The 13,775-nt window shown below is 56.4% G+C and carries 15 protein-coding genes and 3 tRNA genes; 8 read left to right on the top strand and 10 right to left on the bottom strand.

Annotated elements, in window-relative coordinates; translation table 11 throughout:
- Positions 1-236: 236 nt before the first annotated feature.
- The gene (locus tag HXY31_RS07720) at positions 237-413 is read left to right on the top strand and encodes a hypothetical protein (RefSeq protein WP_292641594.1); all 177 of its coding nucleotides are present in this window, start codon (positions 237-239) and stop codon (positions 411-413) included.
- 193 nt (positions 414-606) lie between these two features.
- Here HXY31_RS07720 and HXY31_RS07715 read toward each other — a convergent pair whose 3' ends face one another.
- Positions 607-753, bottom strand: a complete 147-nt coding sequence (locus HXY31_RS07715; RefSeq protein ID WP_292641592.1) for a hypothetical protein — start codon at positions 751-753, stop codon at positions 607-609.
- A 202-nt stretch (positions 754-955) separates the two neighbouring features.
- A tRNA-Thr gene (locus HXY31_RS07710) sits at positions 956-1,029 on the bottom strand.
- Between the two features lie 79 nt (positions 1,030-1,108).
- Here HXY31_RS07710 and HXY31_RS07705 point away from each other — a divergent pair.
- From HXY31_RS07705 to HXY31_RS07680, 6 genes are all read left to right on the top strand, one after another.
- The gene (locus HXY31_RS07705) at positions 1,109-2,395 is read left to right on the top strand and encodes a hypothetical protein (RefSeq protein ID WP_292641590.1); all 1,287 of its coding nucleotides are present in this window, start codon (positions 1,109-1,111) and stop codon (positions 2,393-2,395) included.
- Positions 2,379-3,314 (top strand): thiamine-phosphate kinase, encoded by a 936-nt coding sequence (gene thiL, locus HXY31_RS07700; RefSeq protein ID WP_292641588.1) that lies wholly within the window; start codon positions 2,379-2,381, stop codon positions 3,312-3,314. The genes HXY31_RS07705 and thiL overlap by 17 nt, the downstream gene beginning before the upstream one ends.
- Before the next feature lie 32 nt (positions 3,315-3,346).
- On the top strand, positions 3,347-3,496 hold the full coding sequence (locus tag HXY31_RS07695) for a hypothetical protein (protein WP_292641586.1): 150 nt from the start codon (positions 3,347-3,349) through the stop codon (positions 3,494-3,496).
- A gap of 64 nt (positions 3,497-3,560) precedes the next feature.
- Positions 3,561-4,793 (top strand): PQQ-dependent sugar dehydrogenase, encoded by a 1,233-nt coding sequence (locus HXY31_RS07690; protein WP_292641583.1) that lies wholly within the window; start codon positions 3,561-3,563, stop codon positions 4,791-4,793.
- Positions 4,794-4,819: 26 nt separating this feature from the next.
- Positions 4,820-5,566, top strand: a complete 747-nt coding sequence (locus HXY31_RS07685) for a methyltransferase domain-containing protein (RefSeq protein ID WP_292641581.1) — start codon at positions 4,820-4,822, stop codon at positions 5,564-5,566.
- 38 nt (positions 5,567-5,604) lie between these two features.
- Positions 5,605-6,012, top strand: coding sequence for a 30S ribosomal protein S11 (locus tag HXY31_RS07680; protein ID WP_292641579.1), 408 nt, complete (start codon positions 5,605-5,607; stop codon positions 6,010-6,012).
- Here HXY31_RS07680 and HXY31_RS07675 read toward each other — a convergent pair.
- Genes HXY31_RS07675 through HXY31_RS07665 form a run of 3 tightly spaced genes read right to left on the bottom strand, consistent with a single transcriptional unit; the run spans position 6,009 to position 8,135 of the window.
- A complete protein-coding gene (locus HXY31_RS07675; RefSeq protein ID WP_292641576.1) occupies positions 6,009-6,347 on the bottom strand; it encodes a hypothetical protein in 339 nt (112 codons plus the stop codon). The two genes, HXY31_RS07680 and HXY31_RS07675, sit on opposite strands and share 4 nt — an antisense overlap.
- The gene (locus HXY31_RS07670) at positions 6,340-6,726 is read right to left on the bottom strand and encodes a DNA-binding protein (RefSeq protein WP_292641573.1); all 387 of its coding nucleotides are present in this window, start codon (positions 6,724-6,726) and stop codon (positions 6,340-6,342) included. The genes HXY31_RS07675 and HXY31_RS07670 overlap by 8 nt, the downstream gene beginning before the upstream one ends.
- Positions 6,723-8,135, bottom strand: coding sequence for an RtcB family protein (locus HXY31_RS07665; RefSeq protein WP_342816535.1), 1,413 nt, complete (start codon positions 8,133-8,135; stop codon positions 6,723-6,725). The genes HXY31_RS07670 and HXY31_RS07665 overlap by 4 nt, the downstream gene beginning before the upstream one ends.
- A 131-nt stretch (positions 8,136-8,266) precedes the next feature.
- Here HXY31_RS07665 and purB point away from each other — a divergent pair, with 131 nt between their 5' ends.
- The gene (gene purB, locus HXY31_RS07660) at positions 8,267-9,622 is read left to right on the top strand and encodes an adenylosuccinate lyase (RefSeq protein WP_292641567.1); all 1,356 of its coding nucleotides are present in this window, start codon (positions 8,267-8,269) and stop codon (positions 9,620-9,622) included.
- Here purB and HXY31_RS07655 read toward each other — a convergent pair.
- From HXY31_RS07655 to HXY31_RS07635, 5 genes are all read right to left on the bottom strand, one after another.
- Positions 9,611-9,684 (bottom strand) — tRNA-Phe (locus tag HXY31_RS07655). The two genes, purB and HXY31_RS07655, sit on opposite strands and share 12 nt — an antisense overlap.
- A gap of 51 nt (positions 9,685-9,735) precedes the next feature.
- Positions 9,736-9,810 (bottom strand) — tRNA-Met (locus HXY31_RS07650).
- 52 nt (positions 9,811-9,862) lie between these two features.
- Positions 9,863-10,486: a CBS domain-containing protein gene (locus HXY31_RS07645; protein WP_292641565.1), complete on the bottom strand. Its 624-nt coding sequence runs from the start codon at positions 10,484-10,486 to the stop codon at positions 9,863-9,865.
- Positions 10,487-10,550: 64 nt separating this feature from the next.
- On the bottom strand, positions 10,551-11,933 hold the full coding sequence (locus HXY31_RS07640) for a hypothetical protein (protein ID WP_292641563.1): 1,383 nt from the start codon (positions 11,931-11,933) through the stop codon (positions 10,551-10,553).
- 115 nt (positions 11,934-12,048) lie between these two features.
- Complete coding sequence (locus HXY31_RS07635) at positions 12,049-13,734, bottom strand: DNA topoisomerase I (protein ID WP_292641561.1); 1,686 nt, start codon at positions 13,732-13,734, stop codon at positions 12,049-12,051.
- Between the last annotated feature and the right edge of the window lie 41 nt (positions 13,735-13,775).

Here is a 13,775-nt window from a genome sequence, read left to right as displayed (position 1 = left end):
TGCTTATTGGTACAATCCTACATATTAGAAAAATCTTCTAGAATCTCCTGCGTACACAGGCGATCCGGTTGTTTACAAGGTAAACCTCCTGAATTTATTCTGGCGCGTTATTTCGTATCCTGCAAGTCTCCGATAGGTGTGCCTTGCGGTGTCCAAGCTTCGGCCCCCGAACCCCACCTCATTTGGGGGCTGGACTGGGCATCGCGGCGCCCGGGGATCTTGTAGGGTTGTGCAGGATGGAACAAGAAAGAACATGTGTATTGTGCGGGGAAAGCGTCGACGACTCGTCGCTCACTTTTGAGCAGCGCCTGGTTGAAGACGAGGATTTCTGCGCGCCCTGCTGGAATGAAATAATGCACGACGTGCGCGACGCGCCATTTTCGCAAGACGTGAAGCTGCCATGGGCCAGTTAGTGCTGGAGAAAAGGCAGGCCGTCAGCTTTGCGCTGTGCGAATCCTGCTTCTGGTCTGCTTCAATTTTAGATGCAACAAAATGCGGCTTTTCATCGTGCCCGCTTTGTCAAGAAAAAAGTGTGGCGCTGATGCCTGTCGTCGCACCGTACAGCTCTCAGGCTGGCTCTGGGCTACCTTCCGCCCGTTAACGGGCTCAGGCAGCTTCGGAGTGCGACATGCCCCCGCCGTGCGCTTGTTTGTGGGCGTGCCTTACGCGGTTGTACCTGGTGCCAAACAGGACCCCCGCCAGGAAGACCCCTATGCCAACCACTATGGCATAGCTCATCAGAGAGTCAGCCATGCTGGTATTACGCAGCCGATAAAGTTAAGGGTACCTGTACTGGCAGAAGCGGTTTCGGTGGATAGCAGTCGCGGGAATCAGACGTCCATCCAAAGATTTACGTCCACCGATGCGGTGTTAACGTATCGATGTTTCTTCCTTTGACTGCTATCCGTAAACTATACGGCTCCAAAAGATATAAGGATTCACCATGAGAGAAACAAGCCTTAGGTGGGATTCGGACCCACGACCTAGGGTTTACGAAACCCTCGCTCTGCCAGGCTGAGCTACTAAGGCAAAACGTGTTTCACTCGTAAGATGGACGTTATAATCCTTCGCGCTATGTTAAATACCCGCGAGCAAAATTTCAAAATGGATGAAGGTATCGATATCCGGCGTCAGGGGCATATACGGGCAGGACCTGACGCTCAACGAAGTCTCGCGCTTTTCCTCCCTCTTTGCCGGCGTTGCGGGAGAAAAGTGCATCGTTGCTAGGGACACGCGGCCTTCTGGCAGGATAATCTCGCAGGTAGTATCGGCTTCTTTAATGTCGGCTGGCGTCAACGTCTATAACCTCGGGGTCGCGCCCACGCCTGCGGCGTTCCGTGAAGCGCGGAAATATGGCGCCGGCGTCATGGTCACCGCGTCGCACAATCCGCTTGAATGGAACGGATTAAAGTTCATAGTGCAGGGGCGCGGGCTGTTTGAAGAGGAGCTTGCCAGGATGCTTGCGTCACAGCCTGCGGCAGGCGGCTTTGGCACCGAACACGATGCAGGCACCGCCTACGTTGACGACGTGGCAGCCCTCATCGGCGCCGGCGGCGCAAAGGTGGCAATAGACTGCGGTGGCGGCGCCTCGTGCGGCTACGCCGAGCAGCTGTTCAAAAAGCTTGGCATGAAGTGCATCAGCATAAATGGAGTCCCGGGCATTTCGTCCAGGGGCCCAGACCCCACAGCCGACGAGCTTGCAGACCTGCGCTCGCTTGTAAAGTCAAGCAATCTTGATTTTGGCTTTGCGCTTGACCCGGACGGTGACAGGCTCGTAGTCGTCAAGGACGGCCAGAAGCTGAGCCCCGATTCAACGATGCTTCTGTGCATAGCCCGCGCAGTAGAGATGGGCGTCAAAAATTTTGTGTCAAGCATAGATTCAAGCGTCGCAATCGACAGGTACGTGAAAAATCGTGGGGGCAGGATAGAGCACTCGAAGGTTGGCGAGGCAAACGTGGTGAAAAAGATGCTCGAGACCGGCGCCGAGGCTGGGGGAGAAGGCAGCAGCGCCGGCTTTATCATGCCCAAGTTCAACATGTGCCGCGACGGGCTGTTGGCTGCCGGCACGATAGCGACGCTTGACAAAAAGATGGTCGCAGACTGCCTTGCGTTTGCGTCGCAGTTTTCGCAGATAAGGTCAAAGGTGCCGGCAGACTCGTCGCTCCACGCAAAGGTCATAGAGAAACTGCCCGACATGCTAAAGGCCGAGTCGGCGGAGCTGATAATGGGCGACGGCGTAAAAGCTATCATAGATGACGACTCGTGGGCACTCGTCCGGCCGTCAAACACCGAGCACGCCATCCGCGTCTCTGTAGAGTCGAAAGCAGGCAGGGCAGAATCTTTGTTCAAGAAGATGAGCGAGAAGGTCCAGCGCGCCTATGACGAGATTAAGTGAGAAAGACATCATTGGCATCTTTTCGTCGGCGCTTGGAATCGCCGATCTCGATGATGTTGCGGAAATCCCGCTTGGTAAAAAGGCACTTGCCTTCAAGTGCGACATGCTCGTGGGGATGACAGACGTGCCGGAGCAGATGTCGCCCCGGCAGGCTGCAAGAAAAAGCGTCGTTGCGTGCGCAAGCGACCTTGCGGCAAAAGGCGCAAAACCTCTGGCGGCAATGGTATCGCTGGGTCTTCCACGCAGCATAACAAGGGGCTACGTCGAGGAGCTTGCGCGGGGATTTCAGATCGCGTCGCAAGAGTTTGGCGTGAAAATCGTTGGGGGCGACACCAACGAGGCAAGCGACCTTGTAATCGACTGCAGCATGATAGGTCTCGCTGACCGCATACCGCCGCGGTCAGGCGCCGGGCCCGGCGACATCGTGGTGATGTCAGGCCTCTTCGGCTACCCAGCCTCGGGCCTTGCGATCCTGATGGGCAGCGCAAGGGCGACGGGCCAGTTCCGCAAGCAGGCAGTCGACTCTGTGCTAGAGCCGAGGCCGCGGCAGGACTTTGCAGTCCTAGCGCCTCTTTTTTCGTCGTCGATAGACTCTAGCGACGGGCTTGCGACCTCGCTGTACGAGATAGCGGCGCAGAGCAGGGTTGACATCCACGTCGACTATGAAAAAGTCAAGGCGGCAGGCGTCGACGAGTTTGCGCAGGCAAACGGACTTGACCTGCAAAAACTGGTGTTCTATGGAGGCGAGGAATACGAGATAGTCGCGACAATCCCGAAAAAGTCGCTTCCAAAGGCAAGGGCGCTTGCAAAAAAGGCCGGCATCGTCTTGCATGAAGTAGGCGCGGTGAAAAAAGGGACAGGCAGGGTGTTTGCCGGCAAGTCGCTTTTGGAAAACCGCGGCTACCAGCACCTCGCATAACGCTTTACTACCTGCCCCGACGAATACAGCATGTGTTTGGCAAGGCGCGCTGCAAGATATGCGGCGACAGCGTTAGGTTTGTGCTAAAGCACCTGAGCGACAAGCACCCGGAAGTGATGGCTGGAAGCAAGTCGAGGGAAAGCATGGACCGGCTCATCAAGAAATATTTTGAAGACGCATAGAGGCGGCAGGGAGAGGAATCCTTCGTACGTCATTTATGCCAGTACATGAAGTAATTGCGGGGCATTGCGGAAAAAACACCTTGCCGTTTACATCATTATAGCAGCGGCTGCTGCAGGCCTTGCAGTTGCTTTCTATCCGCATCCTGACACGGGAAGGCCCATGGCGCAGATAAACGCGCCTGCCCTGCGCGACGACGCGCTCAGGGTGGAGCTTGTGGCAGAGGGGCTGCAGATGCCGACCAGCATGCGATTCCTGGACGAGAACAACCTAATCGTGCTCCAGAAGAACGGCGAGGTCCGGCTAGTCTCAAACGGCACGCTTGTTGAAAAGCCCGTTCTGAAAGTTGACGTGGAAAACGTGGCAGAGCAGGGGATGCTCGGTATTGCGGTAGCTCCCGGCGAGCCCGACGAGGTGTACCTGTATTTCACCGAAGACGCCTCAGGCATCTTGAGGAACAGGGTATACAAGTTCGACTACGACCCGGGGCAACAGGCACTTTTCAATGGCACGCTGATACTGGACCTTCCGGGCGAGCCGGGCCCATTCCACAACGGCGGCAAGGTTGTCATCGGGCCGGACGACCGGCTCTACACGGTCATCGGCGACACCAACGCCGGCGGGGGGATGCTTGACAACGACGCGGCGGGCAGGGCGCCGGACGACAAGTCGGTAATATATCGCGTGGACAGGCAGACCGGGGAAGGGGTGTACGACAACCCGTTTTACGGCAGCGAAAACGAAAGGCTCCACCGGTATTTCGCATACGGCATAAGGAACAGCTTTGGGCTGGACTTTGACCCCGTGACTGGCCGGCTGTGGATGACTGAAAACGGCGAGGACGAGTACGACGAGGTGAACCTGGTGGAGCCCGGCCTCAACAGCGGCTGGCACAGGCTGATGGGCCCCATGGCAAGGTCCAATGCGACTGAAAGCGACCTGGTGCTCTTTGAAGGCGCGCACTACAGCGACCCGGAATTCAGCTGGTTTGATTCTATAGGCGTGACTGACATCGAGTTCATCGAAACAGGCAGGCTGGGCGGAAAATACGAAAACAACATCTTCGTGGGCGACATCAACAGCGGCAACATCTACTTCTTCGAGCTGAACGGGCAGAGGGACGGCCTTGTGCTGCATGACGGCCTCTCAGACCTTGTGGGCGACAGCCCCGGCGAAATATCTGCAGCCGCCTTTGCGACAGGGTTTGGCGGGATAACCGACATCGAGACGGGCCCCGATGGCAACATCTACGTGCTCTCTTTCCTGGACGGCAAGATATACAGGATAACGGCCAGTTAATTAGGCCGTTTTGCAAATGCAGCCGGTTGGCCGGCTTCAAGGACCTGTTCTCAAAGCAGTCAAAAGAGTACGCGGCGTCAAGGCCAACCTACCCGAGGGCGCTTTTTGATTTTCTTGCAGGTCTTGTGGAAAAAAGAGAGCTTGCCTGGGACTGCGCAACCGGGAACGGCCAGGCGGCGGCCATCCTTGCAGAGTACTTTGAAAAAGTGGTGGCAAGCGACGCAAGTGCCAAGCAGATAGAAAATGCCCAGGCCGGCCCGAACGTGCGCTTTGCCGTGTTCCCCGCAGAAAAGGCCGAGCTGAATGACGCAAGCGTGGACCTCATCACCGTGGCCCAGGCTATCCACTGGTTCCGCTTTGACGACTTTTACCGAGAGGCAAGGAGGGTGGCGAGGAAAGGAGGAGTGATAGCCGCATGGACGTACGGCCTGCACTCATCAAGCCCCGAGGTGGACGCGGTCACGCAGAGGTTCTACAAGGACGTCATAGGCAGGTACTGGCCAAAGGAGATAAGGCACGTCGAAAACAGGTACGAGGACATACCTTTTCCGTTCCGGCGGATAGACGCGCCTGTCTTCCAGATAGAGCTCGAATGGAGCCTGCGCGACCTTGCAGGTTACCTCTACACATGGTCAAGCGTCCAGAGGTACATGCAAGAAAACGGCTCAGACCCGGTGGAAAAGACGTACCCAGACTTTGAGAAGGCCTGGGGCGGTGCAGCCAAGATGAAGGTGACGTGGCCCATCTACCTGAAGGCCGGCAGGATACACTGATAACACTTTTAACCCTCTTGCAAGACGATACTGCCTGCATGTCTGAAGCAGACGAGATCACCCAGACTAGGTGGGGAGTAGCCCACATCTTTAGCAGTTACAATAACACGCTTGTCCATATCACCGACACGAGCGGGAGCGAGACTATCTCCTTCAGCTCGGGCGGACGCCATGTCACTGCAGACAGGTACGAGTCGTCGCCTTATGCGGCCATGAAGTCCGCTGTGGCGGCAGCAGAAGTCGCCAAGACAAAGGGAATAAACGCGCTCCACATCCGCGTCAGGGCTGTTGGCGGAGTGGGCCCGAGGATCCCCGGCCCCGGCGCGCAGGCAGCCATCAGGGCGCTTGCAAGGGCGGGCTTCAGGATAGGCAGGATCGACGACGTGACACCAATTCCGCACGACACGACGAGAAAGCCGGGCGGAAGACGCGGTAGAAGAGTCTAGAACTGTTTCATTTCCGGCGCCGCCTTTATCTGGGCGGTGCAGCCCCTGTTTTTCAGCTGCGAGGCAAGCCAGTTGATGAACTTGTCCTTGAACTTTTTTCCCTTTGACCTGTCTATCTCGTACGAGTTGACAGAGTAGATCCTTTCCACAAACTGCCCTGCAAAAAAGAGCTTGGCAAACGCCCAGCCTGCCCGCTCCATGGGCGGGTCGAGCGCGTACTGGTTTTCAAGCTGGCACGCCGACTGCAGGCCTGCGATAAAGTCGTTTGCTATCTTTTCATCAGACCCAAAGTCCGTGGTCTGGAAATCCAGTATGAAGGTGCCAATCTCACTCATGTTGCTTCAGCTTTTCAGAGAACGAGACCAGCTTGCCGTCCTGCTGTATCCTTATCGACGTGTCGATTCTTACCCGCAGGCCGACAGACCTGAAAAGCGACAGGAGCTCGCCGCCGGAGATCCTTTCCTTCAACTCGCCTGACTTTATCAGCTCGGCTATTTTTGCCACTATCGCTTCGGTCTGTGCAGGATACTGCGCGTACGCCGCATTCAGCACTTCGTCGCCCCTGTCGTACAGGTACGCCATGACGGTTTCTCTGGGCGATTTTTCCTTTTTCTCCGGCTCGGCCTTTTTTGCCCGCTCCATCGCCGCGGCTCTCTCTTTCATCTCGCGCAGCTTGCGCGCCTTGATAATCTCGATGTCCTTGTCCTCGCTCATCCCTTTATCACTCCCATCGGCAGGAGCCTTGCGACCTTGGTGGCTATGCCAAGCTCGTGAGAGACGTTTGCGACTGCGTCCACGTCCTTGTAGGCTTCAGGCGTCTCTTCGACCACGCCTTCCCGCGTGAGCGCCTTTACGTATATGCCCCTTGACTCGAGCGTGCCCTTGACGCCTTCTGCAGTGTAGCTCCTCTTTGCCGCAGACCTTGACATCGTCCTGCCTGCGCCGTGCGCAGTCGAGCCAAAGCTCAGCTCCATCGAGTTCTTGCCGCCTAAAAGTATCCAGCTTGCAGTCCCCATGGAGCCGGGGATTATCACCGGCTGGCCTAGGGCACGGTACTTTGCAGGCACCTGCTCCATTCCTGCAGGAAACGCCCGGGTCGCGCCCTTGCGGTGCACCACAACTTCGCGCATGCCGCCGCCGTCAACCTTGTGGCGCTCCACCTTGGCTATGTTGTGCGCCACGTCGTATACGAGGTCCATCTCGAGATTGCCACCAAACACCTTTTCAAACGTCTTTCTCGTCCAGTGGGTTATCATCTGCCTGTTTGCCCAGGCAAAGTTGAGCGCCGAGAACATCGCTTTCCGGTAATTCTCGCCCTCCTTGGAGTTGTTTGGAACGCAGGCAAGCTCCCTGTCTGGAAGCGTGATGTTGTACCTGCGGAGTGCTGCTTCTGAAACGCGCAAATAGTCGGTGCATATCTGGTGCCCAAATCCGCGCGAGCCACAGTGTATCAAGACGGTGAGCTGGCCTTCTTTTTCAATGCCCATCGCCTTTGCCGCGCGCTCGTCGTATATCCTGTCCACCTTTTGCACTTCCAAAAAGTGGTTGCCAGAGCCAAGCGACCCAAGCTGCGGCGCGCCGCGCTTTCTTGCAGTGTCTGACACGCTTGCCGGGTCGGCGCCTTTCATGGTGCCGTTTTCCTCGCACACTTCTGCGTCATGCTGCGTGCCATAGCCGCGTTCCACAGCCCACCTGACGCCTTCCACCAAAAGCTCGTCAAGCTCTGACCTGGTCAGCCTGATGGCGCCCTCGCTCCCGACGCCGGAAGGTATCGACCTGAACAGTTCGTTGACAAGGTCCTTGAGCTTGGGCCGCAGGTCTTTTTCAGTGAGGTTTGTGCGCACCAGCCTGACGCCGCAGTTGATGTCGTAGCCGACACCACCGGGGCTGATGACGCCTTCCTCGACGTCAGTTGCGGCCACGCCGCCTACGGGAAAGCCGTAGCCTTCGTGGCCGTCCGGCAAAACAACGACGTGTTTCCTGACGCCCGGCAGTGTTGCAACATTGGCGGCCTGGTCAATGGTTCTGTCTGTCACCATCTTTGAGAGGAGAGACTCGTTAGCGTAAATCGTGACTGGCACCTTCATGCCCCGTGAGGCGTCGGGGTCTATCCGAAATTCCATCTCTCTCACTTTTTTTATCGTGAGACCTGCCTTCGTTGAAAACTCGCTCAATTCTAGAAAGAATCACTGCGAAGTCGTTATAAATCTTGACTGATGGAAGATTTATTTCCGCCACCTCCACCCTCTTTACTGTGCCCATACTGCCCATAGACTCGGGACGCTACGGTAGCAAGGAGATGCGCGACATTTTTGGCGACAAGAGGCGCCTGCAATACCAACTAGACTTTGAGGCCGCGGCCGCAAGGGCGCAGGCAAAGATAGGCATGATACCAGAAGGCGCCGCGCGGCAGATATCTGCAGCTGCCAGGTCAGGAAAAGTCACGCTTGCCCGCGTGGCAAAGCTCGAGGCGGCAAGCGAGCACGACACGGCTGCGATGGTCGAGGCTCTAAGCGAGCAGGTGTCTGCAAGCGCCAAGCCTTGGGTCCACTACGGGCTTACGAGCAACGACGTCGTCGACACTTCGACTTCGATGCAGATGCGCGACGCGTTTTCAATAATCGAAGAAAAGGTCGCCAAGATCGCAATCCTGCTTTCGCAAAAGGCCACAAAATACAGGAGCCTGCCGGCAGTCGGCAGGACGCACGGCCAGCACGCAAGCATCATCGCCTTTGGGCTGAAATTCGCGGTGTGGGCGGCAGAGATGGCCCGGCACGTCGAGCGCATAGAGCAGGGCAAGAAGCGCTTTCTGGCATGCAAGACCCGAGGCGTGGTCGGCACAGGTTCATTGATGGGCAACAGGGCGCTTGACGTTGAAAGGCTGGTGGCGTCGTCGCTTGGGCTGTATCCGGTGGACGCGGCGACGCAGGTCGTGCCAAGGGAGCGCTATGCCGAGATGCAGTTTGTGATGGCGCTTGTTGGCTCGACCCTTGACAAGATTGCAGTGGAGATACGAAACCTGCAGAGGACCGAGATAGCCGAGGTCGCGGAGCCTTTCAAGAAGGGCCAGATGGGCTCAAGTGCAGTCCCCGTAAAGCGCAACCCGATAAAGAGCGAGCGCACGTCGTCGCTTGCAAAGATGCTAAAGTCGCTAGTATCCGTCTCGATGGACAATATCTCGTTGTGGCACGAGCGCGACCTGTCAAATTCTGCAAACGAGCGCTTCACGCTCCCCATGGCGGCGATACTGCTTGACGAGATGCTCAACGCAATGACAAAGGTCGTTGCCGAGCTGAAGGTGGACGAAAAGCGCGTTGCTGCAAACTTGGACATGACAAGGGGGCAGATATTTGCCGAGTTTGTACTCGAAGCGCTTGTGAAAAAGGGCGTCCCGCGCTTTGAAGCATACCGGGACATCCAGCGCGTCGCATTTGCCGCGCTCGAGTCAGGCGAGCAGTTTTCAGACGCGGTGTCAAAGGACGGCAACATTGCCAAGCACCTGACAAGAAAAGAAGTAGCGGACATATTCAGGCCAAAGAGCCACCTTGCGGCGTCTGAAAAGATAATCGAAAGCGTCGCAAGGTTAGTAAAAGAAAAGTGCCGTCGGTGAGATTTGAGCTCACGGCGGCTCCGTCTTCAGCGGAGTGCTCTCCCAGGCTGAGCTACGACGGCACCGGAGTTGACTGCTTTTTGCATCATATATAATCGTTAGACAGAAAAGAGTGCCGGAGGCGGGATTTGAGCCCGCGACCTTACGATTATGAGTCGTACGCTCTAACCAAGCTGAGCTACCCCGGCACCAGCTCAGCAAGCGTATTGCACTCTGCAATTTCGCAGTAGATTATATATATTATTCAAACGTGCGCCGGACGTCGCCTTCAAGCACGCCGGCACCCGTGTGAAGCCTGTCGATGTGCTTTGACAATGCTTCCTTGCTGTCGTACGGCAATTCGCAATACGGGCAGACAACCTTTGCAGAGGTGGTGTCCCTGATGTACGCAATCGCCTTCGGGTTTATGATGCAAGCAGGGCTTCCGGTGACTGCAGTCTCTGCAGTCGCCGCGCTTGCCATGTGTATCTTTTCAAAAATGTCGTCGCGGTAGACCATGCCAAGCACCGCCGAGTGCGAGCTCACTATCAGCTGGCGCACGACGTGCTTATCCATCATGCCAAGCGTCTCCTGCACCGTCGTCTTGGGGTCTACTGCAAGCACCGGGCTCGTCATTATCTCGCGCAGGCGCACCTTGCCGGGGTTCTTGCCCTGCGACATGACCTTGAAAAGTATGTCCGTCTTGCTCAGGATGCCGACCACCTCCCCTTGGTGGGACACGAGCACGCTCCTGACGTTCTTTTCCTGCATCTTTTGCAGGGCCTCGTCGACGAACCTGTCGCCTTCCAGGATGGCTATGTTCATGTTGATAAAGTTCTCTACCGGGCGCGCAAGGAGCGACGATATGTCGGGTCCAGAGCTCATAGCCAATTCTTGCTTTCGCTTTATTTAAGGGTGGCGTGGAAAATTTTCAAAAGAAATGATACTATCAGGGCTGCCTTCCCTCGAACCTGAGCTTTATCAGGTTCTGGCCGCCGGCCTTCCGTATCTCGACAAGCTCCTCGCGCTCAAGGCGCTTTACAAGCCTCCACACCGTCGTCTTTGGAAGCTGGAATTTCGAGCGGACCTCGCTTTCAAAAGCCGCGCCCTCGCTCTGCGCAAGGAACACGAGCACGTCGCGGTCTTCCTGGCGCAGGTGCGGCCTCTCCTCTATTATCCTGTGGACGATGCCTGAGAGGAGCTCCTTGTCAAGCTGCGACTCGGGTATGCCTGATAGTTTTGCTGCCGGCTCCTGCGCAGGCACGCTTGGCGGGCTTGGGGCCGGAGGGGGCGGCTGCGGCCAGTGTATTGGTTCCGATGCAGTTGCAGGGTCCGGGTCGACAAGCGCGGCCTGCTGCCTTGGACCCTGCCTCCTTTTCATCACGTAAAACGCGCCGGCTACTCCGCCTGCGACTGCGGCGCCCAGGCCGTACGGCCAGATGTTCTGCTGCACCCCACCTATCGCCCTGACTGCGTCTTCTGCAGAATTGGTAGCATTGGCATAGTCGCCTGCCTCAAACTGCTGGGTGGACTGGGCAAAGAGCGCGTTGGCACCTGAAACGTCGCGGCCCTGGGACTCTGCCGCCTGAATCTTTGACCGGGCATCGTTTCTGGCCGCTATGGCGTCAGCATAGTCTTCGACAGTTGTCTCTACATTCTCATTTGCCTGCCGGGCGAACCTTTCTGCGTCGATAAACTTCTCTGCCTCGTACGCCTCTTTCGCCCTCGCAAGCAGCTCCTCGGCGCCGGCTAGAATGATGCCGGGGTTGTCCTTCTTCTCCTGATCTATTGAGGTCTCGGCAGCTTTTATCGCAATAGTTGCCGACACATCTGTGCCAAGGAGTCCTACGATGTAGGTGACAGTCTGGTTTCCTGCCGGGAACGTCAGGAGTGTCTGGCTTCCAATCTGAAGCTGGTCAGGTACGTCGTTTCCAAACTGGATGGCTATGCTATCCTGCGGCATCTTTACAGAGAAGCTGACAGGCGAGTCGATGGCAAAAGTCCATTCTCTCCCTGATTTACTTACGAGATCCGACGTGGAGTAGCTTATCCTGATGTCGGTTGCCCCGGCCGGGGTTATCAGCAACTCGTTGGGACTTGCGCCGGTCCTGGAAGCAATGAACTTGTCTTCCAAGTCGGTGACGATTGGATCTGTCGTTGGATTGCCGAAAATGTTCACGGAGATAGAGTCTGCAAGCGGATCATCCGTTTTTATGTCGTATTCTATTAGCGCGTCGCCAACCGAATAAAGCACGATGAAAAGCGAGTCAGGCGTATACCCTTGCTGCGCATAAGCGCTCCTTGTCATCAAGAGCATGAAAACAAGCGACATGACAACCAGTGTCCTTGGAACGGCAAACTTTGAGCTATGTGTCCAAGGATTCCACGAGCCATCCAAAATTATCCGGATTAAAAAGCAAGAGGTAACGATATAAGTCTTCTCACAATCAAGGGTAGAAACGCGCATAGTTCCTGTCGGAATAGTCTTCGACCCACTTGAACTTGCGCTGCAAAGTCGCGGTGTAGACTTTGGTCCAGTCAAGCTCGACGTAGTTGAGCCAGGCCTTCATGACGCGGGGGTCGATGTAGTTTCGAAGCGACGTGCCGAGGTTGTAGTCGCGCGTCTCCTGCTGGAGTTTCAGCTGCATCTCTAACTTTGCAAGCCTCTCCTTCAGGCGCTTTTCCTGGGTCTCTGTCTTCCAGTTCTTTGCAGCTACCTCCTTTTTCAGATGTGCGATGGCCTCCTTCCTCTTGGCTACCGACTCTTCAAACTTTTCAGCGGCCTTTTTTGCAGCAGGGTTCTTGGGGTCGACGCCTTTTTTGTGGTTGCACTCGATGGCCGCCTTGAGGTTTGCAGATTTTGCTACGTATATCTTGTCGGGCTCTGGCGAGCTCTTGTCCACCTTTATTGGCGGGTTGACGAGCGCGTGCTGCACCACCTTTGTTGCGATGCAGGTCCTGAACACCTTGGCGGTGAGCCCGGGCATTATAGTCTGGAAGAACGCGTTTACCTTGCGCGAGTTGATGTCGTCGAAGATCGGCTCGTCGGGCTTTTTGCCCTTCATGAACTTTTTCAGGTTGTCGTGCAGCGCCTGCGTGTCGTCGCTTGCGACGTCAAGCGTCTTTTGCCAGGGCACGCTGTCCTTGCCGAGAAAGTTGAACTCTATCTGCTGCCTGCCGTTTGACTGCGGGAACCTGATGTGCTCGACCCGGAGCGTGCTTGCGCCCACGGTGTCTGCCTCGTCGGGGTCCTTCTCGTCGCCCACCCTCATGGCAAGCTTGAAGATCAGGTAGGCTGCAGTTGCAGCCCTGTCGCCGGACGTCTTCATCCTCCTGATTATCTCCTTTTCTACCTTGGGCAGGTGCTCTGCGAGCTTTTTGGCCTTGTCGTACTTTGCCCTGTCGTTGTCCTGCCTGATTGCCGCAGAATCGTGGAGCCAGACGTACTTGCGCTTGTCCGTAAGCTTTTCAATCCAGGTGGCAAGCCAGGTAGACGTCTGGTCGTGGACTATTTCCCTCCACGCCCCTTCGGGCACCGGCGCGTCCTTGCCGAGGTTCAGCGTAACATCCTGCGGCCTTACCCGGGGCTTCCACCTGCCCCTGAGCGGGTGCTGACCCCTGCCCATGAACAGGCCCGGCGGCTCGACCAGCCAGTTTGCGATGTCTACCTCCTGTCCGTCCACCACCGCCTTTCCGTAGAACGCCTTGAGGCGCTCCCGCTCGGCCTTTTTTGCCTCCCGAAGCCTCTTTTTTTCTTCCTTAGGGAGGTTCTTGAGCCTCTCCTTTTCCTGCTCCTTCATCACCTTCTCCTCGTCCGCAAGCCGGAAAGCCTGGGAAAAGTCAAAGTCTGAAATCTTTAGTTCCATCTTCCTGAATTTGTCGGGCAAAAGCGGCTTTAGGTCTGAAAGAAAATTTGACTGAAATACTGGGTCCTGTACGTAGTGGGTGTCCTTTTTCTTTGCCCACGCATAAACCAGCTCCTCCTGGTCCGCGTTCAGCGCGAGCTTTTCACCCTTGATAGAAATCGTTATGCCCCTTTGCTGGTACGCGGGCGGGAACGCCACGCCCTTGTGCTCAAGCGTGTGCCACCTTACCTTGGCCTGCTTGGGGGCTGCCGCTGCAACCTCTTCCATGTGGCTTAATGGATTGCGCCCAGAACTATCTTTAAACGTTA

The organism is Nitrososphaera sp. (genome assembly GCF_013388945.1).
Taxonomy (GTDB): Archaea; Thermoproteota; Nitrososphaeria; order Nitrososphaerales; family Nitrososphaeraceae; genus Nitrososphaera.
Note: the sequence above shows the minus strand (reverse complement) of the source record. Positions and strands in the feature narration are given on the sequence as shown.

Bases quoted from the DNA above. Each gene is read 5' to 3' on its own strand.
- HXY31_RS07720 (WP_292641594.1), top strand. From the start codon at position 237: ATGGAACAAGAAAGAACATGTGTATTGTGCGGGGAAAGCGTCGACGAC.
- HXY31_RS07715 (WP_292641592.1), bottom strand. From the start codon at position 753: ATGGCTGACTCTCTGATGAGCTATGCCATAGTGGTTGGCATAGGGGTC.
- HXY31_RS07705 (WP_292641590.1), top strand. From the start codon at position 1,109: ATGAAGGTATCGATATCCGGCGTCAGGGGCATATACGGGCAGGACCTG.
- thiL (WP_292641588.1), top strand. From the start codon at position 2,379: ATGACGAGATTAAGTGAGAAAGACATCATTGGCATCTTTTCGTCGGCG.
- HXY31_RS07680 (WP_292641579.1), top strand. From the start codon at position 5,605: ATGTCTGAAGCAGACGAGATCACCCAGACTAGGTGGGGAGTAGCCCAC.
- HXY31_RS07675 (WP_292641576.1), bottom strand. From the start codon at position 6,347: ATGAGTGAGATTGGCACCTTCATACTGGATTTCCAGACCACGGACTTT.
- HXY31_RS07670 (WP_292641573.1), bottom strand. From the start codon at position 6,726: ATGAGCGAGGACAAGGACATCGAGATTATCAAGGCGCGCAAGCTGCGC.
- HXY31_RS07665 (WP_342816535.1), bottom strand. From the start codon at position 8,135: ATGGAATTTCGGATAGACCCCGACGCCTCACGGGGCATGAAGGTGCCA.
- HXY31_RS07645 (WP_292641565.1), bottom strand. From the start codon at position 10,486: ATGAGCTCTGGACCCGACATATCGTCGCTCCTTGCGCGCCCGGTAGAG.
- HXY31_RS07640 (WP_292641563.1), bottom strand. From the start codon at position 11,933: ATGTCGCTTGTTTTCATGCTCTTGATGACAAGGAGCGCTTATGCGCAG.
- HXY31_RS07635 (WP_292641561.1), bottom strand. From the start codon at position 13,734: ATGGAAGAGGTTGCAGCGGCAGCCCCCAAGCAGGCCAAGGTAAGGTGG.